The sequence below is a fragment of the Dyella sp. 05T440 genome, from assembly GCF_056395965.1.
The window spans coordinates 241,437-254,694 of sequence record NZ_JBFTKN010000006.1; the positions used below are offsets into that span (position 1 = coordinate 241,437).

6 protein-coding genes are annotated in these 13,258 nt (G+C 64.7%); 3 read left to right on the top strand and 3 right to left on the bottom strand.

The window, feature by feature from the left end; translation table 11 throughout:
• Positions 1-143 precede the first annotated feature (143 nt).
• A complete protein-coding gene (locus tag AC1DE1_RS10450; RefSeq protein WP_477178637.1) occupies positions 144-5,078 on the bottom strand; it encodes an NAD-glutamate dehydrogenase in 4,935 nt (1,644 codons plus the stop codon).
• A 338-nt stretch (positions 5,079-5,416) separates the two neighbouring features.
• Entirely contained in the window at positions 5,417-5,698 is a 282-nt protein-coding gene (locus tag AC1DE1_RS10455; RefSeq protein ID WP_477177360.1) for a hypothetical protein, read from the bottom strand.
• Between the two features lie 491 nt (positions 5,699-6,189).
• Here AC1DE1_RS10455 and AC1DE1_RS10460 point away from each other — a divergent pair, with 491 nt between their 5' ends.
• From AC1DE1_RS10460 to AC1DE1_RS10470, 3 genes are all read left to right on the top strand, one after another.
• Entirely contained in the window at positions 6,190-7,404 is a 1,215-nt protein-coding gene (locus AC1DE1_RS10460; RefSeq protein WP_477177359.1) for an efflux RND transporter periplasmic adaptor subunit, read from the top strand.
• 15 nt (positions 7,405-7,419) lie between these two features.
• On the top strand, positions 7,420-10,710 hold the full coding sequence (locus AC1DE1_RS10465) for an efflux RND transporter permease subunit (protein WP_477177358.1): 3,291 nt from the start codon (positions 7,420-7,422) through the stop codon (positions 10,708-10,710).
• A 139-nt stretch (positions 10,711-10,849) separates the two neighbouring features.
• The gene (locus AC1DE1_RS10470) at positions 10,850-11,911 is read left to right on the top strand and encodes an FUSC family protein (RefSeq protein WP_477177357.1); all 1,062 of its coding nucleotides are present in this window, start codon (positions 10,850-10,852) and stop codon (positions 11,909-11,911) included.
• Positions 11,912-11,915: 4 nt separating this feature from the next.
• Here AC1DE1_RS10470 and AC1DE1_RS10475 read toward each other — a convergent pair whose 3' ends face one another.
• A complete protein-coding gene (locus AC1DE1_RS10475; RefSeq protein ID WP_477177356.1) occupies positions 11,916-12,860 on the bottom strand; it encodes a GGDEF domain-containing protein in 945 nt (314 codons plus the stop codon).
• Positions 12,861-13,258 lie beyond the last annotated feature (398 nt).

Here is a 13,258-nt window from a genome sequence, read left to right on the forward strand (position 1 = left end):
GTTCGCTTCGCGAAAACCGCCAACAGCGGCTACTGGATTCCGGCCTGCGCCGGAATGACGGTGAGGGAATACCAACGATGGCGGGGCGTTGAAAACCCCGAACCACGGAGCTGCCCGGCACTGCCGGGCAGCTCTGGCGTCGCTTACTGGTTCACCGGCACCTGCGCCAGCTGAGCCAGGCGGCGGACCGCCACCGAGGCGATCGGGTAGTCCGCCTTCTCGGTGAGGATGTCCGCCAGCATGTTGCGCGTGTACTTGAGCGTGGCGTCGTCACGCTGCAGCCACGCCTGCACCGGCGAGACGTCCTTGGCGCTGCCGGTCATCGACAGCACCTGAAGGGCCAGCGCGCGATGCTGGTGGTTGAGCTCGTCCAGCAGCGAACCGCGTGCCTGGGCGTGCCATGCACCTTCGACCGGCAAGGCTTCGATCTGGCTGCGCAGCCACTCCAGATCCAGCGCCTGACCCAGTTCGTAGAACACACCGGCCACCTTGGCGATGGGCTGGTTGCCCTGCTGTGCCACCTCGACGATGTCGAGCATGGCGCGCAGCTCCGGCAGACGGGCCATGCGCAGCGCGAGTTCGCCCGGCATGCCCAGGCCGTCCCACTTCTCCTGGCTGGTGGCGAAATCCTGCTTGCCCGTTTCGGTGAGCACGTCCGGCAAGGCCGCACGCAGCTCGGTCACGCCGGTCTGGTAGCGCTCCACGTTGGCATTGATGTCCAGTGTGCCGCCCGGACGGTTCAGCAGCCAACGGGTGGTATGACGCAGCAGCGACCAGATCTGCAGGATCGCGTCGATCTGGGTGTTCTCCGCCACCTTGCCGTCCAGCGCTTCGATCTGCGCCCACAGTTCACGCGCATCGAGAATTTCGCGCGCTGCCGTGTACGCCTTGGCGATGGCTGCCGGACCCTGACCGGTGTCCTCCTGCATGCGCATCATGAAGGTGGCGCCCATGCGGTTGATGGTGGAGTTGGTCACGGCCGTGGCGATGATGTCGCGCTTCAGGCGATGGCGCTGCATATGCTCGGCGTACTTGCCATGCAGCGGCTCAGGGAAGTAGCGCACCAGTTCCTTGGAGAGGTACGCATCTTCCGGCACGTCCGAGTCGAGCAGCTGCTGGTACAGCTTGATCTTGTCGTAGGACAGCAGCACCGAAAGCTCCGGACGCGTCATGCCGATGCCGCGCGCCTTGCGCTCGGTCAGCTCGGTTTCGCTCGGCAGGTTTTCCACCTGGCGATCGAGCAGGCCTTCCGATTCCAGCTGGCGGATGAAGTGCGCCATCGAACCGATGCGATGCACCGACTGGTGCTCCATCAGAGTGATGGCCTGGTTCTGGCGGTAGTTGTCCCACAGCACCAGCTGGCCCACTTCGTCGGTCATGCTGGCCAGCAGCGTGTTGCGCTGTTCGGTGGTCAGCTCACCGCGCTGCACGGCGTCGCCGAGCAGGATCTTGATGTTCACCTCGTGGTCGGAGGTGTCCACGCCGGCGGAGTTGTCGATGAAGTCGGTATTGAGCAGCACGCCGTGCTGGGCCGCTTCGATACGGCCCTTCTGGGTGAAGCCCAGGTTGCCGCCCTCGCCCACCACCTTGCAGCGCAGCTCCACGCCGTTCACGCGCAGCGCGTTGTTGGCACGATCGCCCACGTCGGCATGCGTTTCGGCGCTGGACTTCACGTAGGTGCCGATGCCGCCGTTCCACAGCAGGTCGACCGGCGCCTTCAGGATGGCGCTGAGCAGGTCGTTCGGCGCCAGCTGGGTCACGTCCGGCTTGAGGCCGAGCACCGCACGCACTTCCGGCGAAATCGGGATCGATTTGAGCGTACGCGGATACACGCCGCCGCCCGCGGAAATGAGCTGCTTGTTGTAATCGTCCCAGCTCGAACGCGGCAGCTTGAACATGCGCTCGCGCTCGACGAAGGAACGCTCGACATCCGGGTTCGGATCGAGGAACACATGGCGATGGTCGAATGCCGCCACCAGCTTGATATGGCGCGACAGCAACATGCCGTTGCCGAACACGTCGCCCGACATGTCGCCGACGCCCACGCAGGTGAAGTCCTGCGACTGGCTGTCACGGCCCAGTGCACGGAAGTGGCGCTTGACCGACTCCCACGCGCCCTTGGCGGTGATGCCCATGCCCTTGTGGTCGTAACCATTGGAGCCGCCCGAGGCGAACGCGTCGCCCAGCCAGAAACCGTGCTCGACCGAAATCGCGTTGGCGATATCGGAGAACGTGGCCGTGCCCTTGTCGGCAGCCACCACCAGGTACGGATCGTCGTTGTCATGGCGCACCACATCGTGCGGCGGCACCACCTTGCCTTCGATCAGGTTGTCGGTGATGTCGAGCAGGCCGCTGATGAACATGCGGTAGCACGCGATGCCTTCGGCCAGCTGCGCGTCGCGATCGCCGTTCACCGGCGGACGCTTCACGAAGAAGCCGCCCTTGGAACCGACCGGCACGATCACGGTGTTCTTCACCATCTGCGCCTTCACCAGGCCCAGCACTTCGGTGCGGAAGTCTTCGCGACGATCTGACCAGCGCAGGCCGCCGCGCGCCACGGCACCAAAGCGCAAGTGGATGCCTTCCACGCGCGGCGCGCTGACGAAGATTTCGCGATACGGCACCGGCTTGGGCAGATCCGGCACGCGGTGCGAATCGAACTTGAAGCTGATGTAGCTGCGGTACTGGTCGTTCCACTGCTGGAAGAAGCTGGTACGCAGGGTGCCGCGGATCAGTGCCACAAAGCTGCGCAGGATGCGGTCGTCGTCGAGGCTGGAGACCGTTTCCAGCAGCGTGCCGATGGTCTCTTCGATCACCGCCAGCTGCTCGTCGCGCGGCTTGGACAGCGCCGCCGCCAGGCCATCGATGAGGGCCGGATGTGCCTGGCGCAGCGGCTCGGGAATCAGCACCTGCATTTCGCCGCGCAGCAGGTCACCGGCGCGCTTGAGCTCATCCGTCGACAGCGACTCGCGGCGCGGATCGAACTTGGCCAGGAACAGCTCCACCAGCAGGCCGGCAATCGCCGGATAGCGGTTGAACGCGTCTTCCATATAGCTCTGCGAGAACGCCACGCCGGTCTGCAGCAGGTACTTGCAGTAGCCGCGCAGCATGGCGATCTGGCGCCAGCTCAGCTTGGCGCCGAGCACCAGGCGATTGAAGCCGTCGTTCTCGGCGTTGCCGCGCCAGATCTGCTCGAAGGCGTCTTCGAACAACTGGTCAACCTGCTCCACGCTGAAAGCGAGGCTGCCGGCGGTCTGCACTTCGAAGTCCTGGATGTACAGCATGCTGTCGCCGACATGGATGTCGTACAGGTGCTCGGTGAGCACGCGCAGGCCCAGGTTTTCCAACTGCGGCAGCACTTCGGACAACGCGATGTCGCCGCCGCTGCGATATATCTTGAAGCGCAGTTCTTCCGGGCGCGAGGCCGGGTGATAGAACGACATGCGCACGGCGTCGTCGCCCTTGAGCAGCGACAACTGGTGCACGTCTTCGGCGGCGGTGGCCGGCGAGACGTCTTCCACATAACCGGCGGGCAGCGCCTTGGCGTAGCGATTGGCCAACACCACGCCGTCGTGGTCGCCCAGGGTGCGCACGAGTTCATCGCGCACATCGTCGTGCCAGTTGCGCACGATGGTGGCCACGCCCTTCTCGAGCTCGGCCACGTCGTAATGCACCTGGTCGCCGATCTTCGGACGCACCACGACATGCAGGCGCACCAGCGCCGCTTCGCCCATCAGCACGGACGAATCGAGGCTTTCGCCGCGCATGGCATCCTTCAGCAGCGCTTCGATGCGTTCGCGCACCGTGGTGTTGAAGCGGTCACGCGGCACATAGACGATGCAGGTGACGAAACGGCCATAGCGGTCGCGGCGCACGAACAGGCGCGTGCGTGCGCGCTGGCGCAGTTCCAGCGTGCCCATGGCGGTGGTGTAGAGCTCTTCGTCGCTGCTCTGGAACAGTTCGTCGCGCGGCAGCGTTTCCAGGATATGGCGCAGCGCCTTGCCCGAATGCGAGTCGCGCTTGAGGCCGGAGCGCTCCATGGCGTATTCGAACTTCTGGCGTACCAGCGGCACATCCTGCGGACGCGCCATATAGGCGTTGGACGAGAACAGGCCGAGGAAGCGCTGTTCGGCCACCGGCTTGCCGTTGGCGTCGAACTTGAGCACGCCCACGTAATCCATGTAACCCGGACGATGCGCGTGCGAGCGCGCATTGGTCTTGGTCAGGATGATGGCGTCGGTCGAACCGGACTGCGGCAGGTCGCTGGCCACCAGCGAACGCAGCGAACGTGGTGCGAGCGAGCGCTCGCTCTTGTGCAGGATGCCCATGCCCGAGCTTTCATTGGCACGCAGCACTTCCTCGCCGTCGGCTTCGGTCACTTCGTATTCGCGGTAACCGAGGAAGGTGAAGTTGTCGTCGGCCAGCCAGCGCAGGAAGGCGGAGGCCTCCTTCACGGCGGCGGCGTCCAGCGGCAGCTGGCGCGACGGCAGGTCGTCGGCGGTGGCGAGCGCCTGGTCGCGCATTTTCTTCCAGTCGGCGACGACCACGCGCACGTCTTCCAGCGCGCCTTCGAGTTTGGCCTTGAGCTTGGCCAGCTCTTCGTCGTCGGCCACGCGGTCCACTTCGAAATGCATGACCGATTCGGGCTGGCCGTCGGGGGCGCCGATCTTAAGCAGCTTGCCGGAGGCATCGCGTGCCACTTCCACCACCGGATGGATCACGGCGTGGATCTGCAATTGCTCGGTCGCGACCATGGTGACGGTGTCGACCAGGAACGGCATGTCGTCGGTGACGACCTGGATGTAGCTGCGGCCGGCGTGGCCCGTGGCCGGGTTGACCACACGCACCGCGGCGCGGCCCGGCTGACGCTGCTGCATGAAGCTGAGCAGGTCGGCGATCAGGGCAGCCCACTCGCGGGCGGTATGGAGCTGGAGGTCGCCGTCGGCGATGCGCGCGAAGAAAGCGCTGATAAAAAATTGCGCCTCATCAAGGCGCCCGGTAGGAAATCCGCTTTGCTTCAGTTCTTCGAAAACAACACTGGGGAACGAGCTGTTGCTAGCCGCACGAATCGCGTTCATGGCATCTACTGTGTTGGGGAGACGGAATGAGGCCGGGAGCCTGTTCTCGATCTCCGCATAACCCGTGTTGCTCACCTGCGCCCGCTAGCGAGTGCCGTGTGGCGCAGCGCCTGACTGGCTGTCAGGTCCAGCCGCACGGCACTCGCTAGCGGGCGCAGGTGAGCAACCCTCCGGGCCGGATTTGTTTGCCCACCATCCATCGTCATCACTCGGTTGTGTATCGACATACACGCCCTCGTTCTTCCTTGTCTGGCGGGCAAACAAATTCCGGCACGGGTCATGCGGAGATCGAGAACAGGCTCCAAAAAGCCTCAAAAGAATACGCCTCGCGCCATACCTTATCCACCTTTGCGAAAGATGCACTTCAGCTTGCGGCAGGCCATGACGCCCGTGCAGCAATGGCTGTGCATCGGAATCTTCGCGACGTTTGCGTGACAGCCCAGTGCATCGGCAACGTTTGTGTACGCGGACGAAAAACTTGCTGCGCTCGCGTGTTGCCGTTGCAGCGCCGCTGATTCCCGTCCATCGCGGGCCACCGATACCGCTGCGTATGTCACGACAGCGACGCATGCAAAACGTTGCAGCGCAGCAGATGAAATCATCGACTGACTGACCGCCATGCCGGCAACCCTGGTCCCGGCTTTCGCTGGCCTGGGAGCGCGTTGTAAGCAAGCGCGCTGCCGCTGCAACCGGACCATCGGCACAGGCGTTCGCAAGCCACCGCAGGCACCATAAAGCGGACGGCCGTCCCCCTGTCTTTGTGGCCGACACCCTTCCTTCACGGAATTCAGCCAAAATTAGCTCGCACGTCCCGTTGGGAGTACAGCCACCCAACCCAGCGGAACACATAGGACGCGTCTGAATGGCCCTGGGAGGCCGATCCGGCGTATCAGGGGTGTCTCTACAAATTGTAAACTGTACGGTATAGTCCAAGCTCGCCTGCCTGAACGAGCCACGGCTTTACCGACCCTGCCCTTCCCGGCCTGCCCGTTCACGGGACGCTCGGACTAGCGGGGCCGTTGCGTGTTCGTTGCAAGCCCCCTTTGTCGTCGCCCGGAGAGGCGTCGACGCGCTGCATCCCCGACCACATTAAAAAAGAAATGGAGCCCACATGAAGTCCACGTCACTGCGCACACCTCTGCTGTGCCTTGGCCTGCTCTCACTGGCCGCCTGTGGCAAAGGCAAGGATCAAGGCCCGCCGCAGGCGCCGCCGCCGGAAGTCGGTGTCGTCAAGGCCCAGGCCCAGAGCACGCCGCTAGCCAAGGATCTTGTGGGCCGCGTGTCGGCTTACCGTAGCGCCGATGTGCGCGCCCGCGTGTCGGGTGTGCTGCTCAAGCGCGTCTATCAGGAAGGCACCGACGTCAAAGCCGGCCAGGTCATGTTCGAGATCGACCCGGTGATCTACCAGGCAGCGCTGGACTCGGCCAAGGCCAATCTGGCCGCCGGCCAGGCGACCTACGTGAACTTCCACAACCTGGCCGAGCGCGACCGCAAGCTGCGCCCGCAGAACTACATCTCGCAGTCCGACCTCGACGCCGCCGAAGCCAACGAGCGCAGCGGCGCCGCCTCGGTCAAGCAGCTTCAGGCCGCCGTGGAAAGCGCCAAGATCAACCTGAGCTATACCCGCGTGGTAGCGCCCATCGACGGCCGCGCCGGTCAGCAACAGGTGACTGAGGGTGCCATCGTCGGCAACGGCGCCGCCGATTCCGGTTCCAGCTCGACGCTGTTGACCACGGTCGACCAGCTCGATCCGCTGTACGTCAACTTCACCGTCAGTGCCGCCGACCTCGATCGCCTGCGCGCCGCCCAGGCCGCCGGCAACGTGTCGCTGAGCGACCAGGGCAAGACCACCGTGAAGGTCACCCTGCCCGACGGCAGCAAGTACGCCCAGGACGGCACGCTCGACTTCTCCGGCGCCACCGTCGACCCGACCACCGGCTCGATCAACCTGCGCGCCCTGCTGGCCAACCCTGAGCGCCGTTTGTTGCCGGGCACCTACATCACCATCACCGCCAACCTCGGCGAGCTCCACAACGTGTTCCTGGTGCCGCAGGCGGCCATCCAGCGCGACGTGGTCGGCGCCTATGCGCTGGTGGTGGGTCAGGACGGCAATGTCGCCCGCAAGAACGTCTCCGCGGACAACCTGGCCGGTTCGAACTTTATCGTCACCAGCGGCCTGAGCAACGGCGACCAGGTGATCGTCTCCGGCCTGCAGACGGTGCAGCCCGGCAAACCGGCCAAGGCGGCGCCTTACCAGCCCGACCAGAAGCCCGGCGCGCAGGGTCAGCCGGCAGCAGCGGGTCATGCTGCTGGCGGCAAGCAGTAAAGGGAGTCGACCGACATGCCGAGTTTCTTTATTGACCGCCCCATCTTCGCGTGGGTGGTAGCCATCCTGATCACCCTGGTTGGCACCATCTCCGTGTTGAACATGGGTATCGAGTCGTACCCGAACATCGCGCCGCCCCAAGTGGTGGTGTCCGCGACGTATCCGGGCGCCAACGCCGACACCATGGAGAAGAACGTCACCCAGGTGATCGAGCAGCAGCTCACCGGTATCGACCACCTGCTCTACTTCAGCTCCTCGTCCAACTCCAACGGCACGACCTCGATCACGCTGAGCTTTGAAACCGGCACCGATCCGGACATCGCCCAGGTGCAGGTGCAGAACAAGGTGCAGCTGGCCTTGCCGCGCCTGCCGACCGCCGTGACCCAGCAGGGCGTGGTGGTGGCCAAGAGCAACCCTGACTTCCTGATGTTCGTGTCGCTGGTGTCCAACAACCCGGACATCGACGGCAACCGCCTGGCCGACGTGATTGCGTCGCAGGTGGCGGACCAGGTCGGCCGTATTCCCGGCGTGGGCGCCACCCGCCTGATCGGCGCCGAGTACGGCGTGCGCATCTGGCTCAACCCGGACAAGATGCACGGCTACGGCTTGTCGCCCAGCGCGGTGTTCTCCGCCGTGGCGGCGCAGAACGTGCAGTTCGCCGCCGGTTCGCTCGGTGCCGATCCGTCGCCGAAGGAACAGGGCTTTACCGCTACCGTCTCCGCTGAAGGCCGCTTCTCCTCCCCGCAGGAGTTCGGCGAAATCATCCTGCGCGCCAACAGCGACGGCACGGTGGTGAAGCTGAGCGACGTGGCGCGCATCGACTTCGGCCCGCAGAGCTACGGCCTGGGCGCGACGTGGAACGGCCAGCAGGTCGGCGGCCTGGGCGTGCAGCTGCTGCCCGGCGCCAACGCGCTGGACGTGGCCGACGCCGTCAAGGCCAAGATGAACGAGCTGTCCAAGGACTTCCCCGAAGGCGTCACCTGGTTCGCTCCGTACGACACCACGCCGTTCGTGACGATCTCCATCAAGGAAGTCGTGCACACCCTGATCGAGGCCATCATCCTGGTCTTCCTGGTGATGCTGATCTTCCTGCAGAACTTCCGCGCCACGGTGATCCCCACCCTGGTGATCCCGGTGGCTCTGCTGGGTACCTTCATCGGCCTGGTCGCGCTGGGCTTCACCATCAATCAGCTGACGTTGTTCGGCATGGTGCTAGCCATCGGTATCGTGGTGGACGACGCGATCGTGGTGATCGAGAACGTCGAACGCATCATGAGCGAGGAGCAGCTCTCGCCCAAGGAAGCGACACGCAAGGCGATGGGCCAGATCACCGGCGCGGTGGTGGCCATCACCGTGGTGCTGGCGGCGGTGTTCGTGCCGTCCGCGCTGCAGCCGGGTGCGTCGGGCGTGATCTACAAGCAGTTCGCGCTGACGATCGCAGTGTCGATGGGCTTCTCCGCCTTCCTCGCGCTGTCGTTCACGCCGGCCTTGTGCGCCACGCTGCTCAAGCCTGAGCACGAGCACAAGAAGAACATCATCTACCGCAAGTTCAACCAGACCTTCGACTGGGTCACGCGCACCTATGGCGGCCACATCGGCAGCGCCACCCGCCATGCGCCGCGCTGGATGATCGTGTTCGCCCTGGTAGCGGTGCTTGCCGGCTTCCTCTACACACGCCTGCCCACCAGCTTCGTGCCTAGCGAAGACCAGGGTTTTGCACTGGCCATCGTCAACCTGCCGCCGGGCGCCACCCTGCAGCGCACGCAGGCCGTGATGGCCGAGATGCGCGAGCGCGTGAAGAAGAGCCCGTACAACGATGACATCATCGGCATGTACCAGATCAGCGGCTTCAGCTTCATCGGCCAGAGCGAAAGCACCGGCATGGCCTTCATCAAGCTCAAGGACTGGGATTCGCGTGCGATCACGGCCGATGAGCTGATCATGAAGTTGAACGGCGTGTTCCACGGCATCCGCGACGCGCAGATCTTCGTGGTCAACCTGCCCACCATCCGCGGCCTCAGCCAGTTCGGCGGCATCGACATGTATCTGCAGGCCCGTGCCGGCCAGACGCATGGCGAGCTGATGCAGGCGATGGGCACCGCGGTGGGCAAGGCGAAGGACAACAAGGCGCTGTTCGGTGTGCGTCCCAACCAGCTGCCCGATGCTCCGCAGTGGGATATGAAAGTGGATCGCACGCAGGCTCAGGCGATGGGCATGTCGGTGAGCGACGTGTACTCGGCCATCCAGCTCACGCTGGCGCCGGTGTACGTCAACGACTTCGTCTACGGCGGCCGCGTGAAGCGCGTCTACCTGCAGGCGGACCAGGCCTACCGCATGGGCCCGGATGCGCTGCAGCACATCTACACACCCAGCAGCCTGGCACCGGGGGCGGCGGCCAACAGCAGTTCGTCGAGCTCGTCGTCGTATCAGGCGACGGTCAATCCGTACAACATGATTCCGATCTCCAGCGTGGTCAACACGAAGTGGGACATGGGCTCGCCAGCCCTGACCCGCTACAACGGCTACGCTGCGGTCGAAATCGTGGGTAACGAAGCGCCGGGCTACTCGACCGGTCAGGCCATGAACGCCTTGCAGGGCATCGTCGACCACGACCTGCCCAAGGGCTTCGGCGCGGACTGGACGGGTCAGTCGTACCAGGAAATCCTGGCCGGCAACTCGGCCACCCTGCTGCTGGCGCTGTCGATCCTGATCGTGTTCCTGTGCCTTGCCGCACTGTACGAGAGCTGGTCGATCCCGGTCGCCGTGCTCCTGGTGGTGCCGCTGGGCCTGCTCGGTACGGTCGTGTTCTCGATGTTGCGCGGCTTGCCGAACGACATGTACTTCAAGATCGGCATGATCACGGTGATCGGCCTGGCAGCGAAGAACGCGATCCTGATCGTGGAATTCGCGGTGGAGCAGCAACAGGACGGCAAGTCGCTGTTCGATGCCGTCATCACGGCGGCCCGCCAGCGACTGCGCCCGATCCTGATGACCTCCATGGCGTTCATCCTCGGCGTGTTCCCGTTGTTCATCTCGACGGGCGCCGGCGCCAACTCCCGCCATGCCATCGGCACGGGCGTGATCGGCGGCATGATCTTCGCCACCTTCCTGGGTCTGCTCTTGATCCCGGTGTTCTACGTGACGGTGCGCCGCGCACTGGGCGACAAGCTGGACGAACCGTCCCGCAAGATTCGCCCGGCCCATGGCGAAGCCGCTGCGGGTACGCCGCAGGGTGGCGGTGGCAACGGCGGTACGCCGAGCAGCGCCATGCAGCCGTTCGATTCGGACCCGCGTCGCGGCGGTTGATCCGGATCTGCGGAAGTCAAAGCAAAGCCCCGGTCGAAAGACCGGGGCTTTTTCTTTGGATCACCCTGCGTTTCCGAAAAGGCCGCACGCGCCGCCCGCTGATAATGTGCGACTACGGCCATCTCCTGTTTTCGCCCGCATGCGCTCATTCGTCGACTGGCTCGAACATATCGATCCCGGCATGCACCGCCGCATCAAGGGGCTGCGGCTGGTCACTGCCTATGGCCTGGCGGCGGCGATCGGCACCTTGCACGATGTGGCGCATCCGTTCGGCAGCATGGTTGCCGTCGGCTCGTTGGCAGCAAATTTCGCGCTGTGGGCCAGCGTTTCCGAAGCGCGGCATACGCGCTTTGAATCCAGCCGCGATCTCGCCCTGCTCTGCCTGGCCGCCACGCTGGGCGCCTTGATGCAGGCTCTGATGGTGCCGGTACTTTCTCCGCTGTCGCAAAACGGCGCTGAATTCACGCTGGTCAGTGGTGCCTTCCTGGCCAGTTACCTCAAACGCTATGGCGTCACCGGCGCAGGCGTCGGTTCGCAGATCTACATTGGCCAGTTGCTGGCCTACACCATGCGGCTCGACGCTTCTGCGTGGCCGGCCATCCTGATCGCCGGATGCATCGCGGCGCTGGCCTCGGTGGTGCCGCGCTTGCTCTCCGGTCCCGCCGAGCGCCCCGCCGAACTGGCGGTGCTGTCGCCCGCGGACATTCCCGGCCGCTGGCATCTGTCGGCGCCCTTCATCATGGGCGTGCAGGCAGCGGTGGCATCGCTGATCGTCGTGCTGCTCAACGCGAAGCTGCACCTGCCCGAGTCGGCATGGGCGGTCACGGCCTGCACCTATGTGGTGGCCGGCAGCGCCACGGGCACGTCGCAGCGCGTGCGTCGGCGCATCGTGGGCACGCTGATCGGCGTGCCGTTCGGCCTGGTCTGTCTTCCGCTGGCCGAGCATGCACCGCTGTTGATCTGGGCGTTGGCCGCCGTGGCGATGGTGGTTTACGCGATGGCGTTGCCGGAACGCTACGACATTGCCTGCGCCGCGTTCGCCTTCACCCTGATCGTCACGCTTGCCGCATCGGGCGAGCACTCGATCATGTTCCTGAGCGCGCGCATCTGGCAGACGCTGCTCGGTGGCTTGCTCGGCCTGCTCGCCGCGCATCTGATCCTACCGTTGCGCACCGCGGAGTCACCCGCGGTGCGTGCGTGAGGCATCAATCGTCGGTGTTGACCGTCATGTTGCGACCTTGCTGCTTGGCCTGATACAGCCGCCGGTCGACCAGCTCCAGGAACGACAAACGCTCATCGCCATGCATCGGCACCACCGTGCCCACGCCGATGCTCATGGTCAGCGACTTGCGCGCCATCGAGCGCTCATGCGGAATCCATTCCTGCTCGATCAGCGCGTGGCAACGCTCGGCCACTTCGCGCGCCGCGGCGGCGTCGGTATCGGGCAGCACCAGCACGAACTCCTCGCCGCCGAAGCGGGCCAGGAAGTCATGCGAGCGGCGCACCGCCTTCTCCAGCACCTTGGCTACCAGCTTGAGCGTGTAGTCGCCCTGCACGTGGCCGTAGTGGTCGTTGTATTGCTTGAAGTAATCGATATCGAGCATCAGCAGCGACAGCGGCCGACCGCTGCGACGCGCCTGCTCCCAGTCTTCCTCGAACACGCTGTCGAAGCGGCGGCGATTGGCGATGCCGGTGAGGCCGTCCTTGAAGGACAGCGCCTCGAGTTCGCGCTGCAGTTCGATCAGGCGCTGCTCGGTACGCTTGCGCTCGCTGATGTCGAACATGAAGCCGACCAGCGCATCCACGCTGCCGTCGTCCTTGCGCACCACGTGCACCACGTCGCGGATCCACACGTAGCTGCCGTCCTTGCACAGGGCGCGGTAATCGGCTTCGTGATCCACGCCTGCCTTGGACTGCGCCACGCAGAAATTGACCGCCCAGTCGCGATCTTCCGGATGGATGCGCTCGGCCCAGTCCTGCACGCTGACCCAGCTGTCCGGCGCCCAGCCCAGCAGATGCTCGATCTGCGGGCCGATATAGGAGAACGACAGACTGTCCCACTGGATGCGCCAGGGAATGGCCTTGGTGGACTCGAGCAGGGTCTTGTAGACCATGCTCTCTTCTTCCAGCTTCTCAACGACATCGGTCATGGGCGGCTCGCGGCAGGTGGTTTCGGATCCCTGGTGGGAAGCAACCATCGTGCCGCGGCGATGATTGGGCGTGAAAGCCTGCAAAAGCGCGCTTTGCGCCATCGAGCCGTAGCGACCGCCTGAAGTCGATCTAGCCCAGCTCGGTCAGTTCCCGACGTGGCGTGACGAGCCCGGGAGAGAGTCGCCATCCTTGGCGGGAGGGGACCTGTCTCCGTGGTGATCGCAAGTATTTGCGATGGCTCCCGCGCCAGTCAACAAACCAAGGCCCCTTGTGGGAGCGCACCCTGTGCGCGACAGTCCGAGGGTGCCTCGGACGCCACGCCGTCGCGCACAGGGTGCGCTCCCACAAAAAAAACTGGTTGCGATTCCCGGAAAGGAAAAGCCCCCGGTTCTCACCG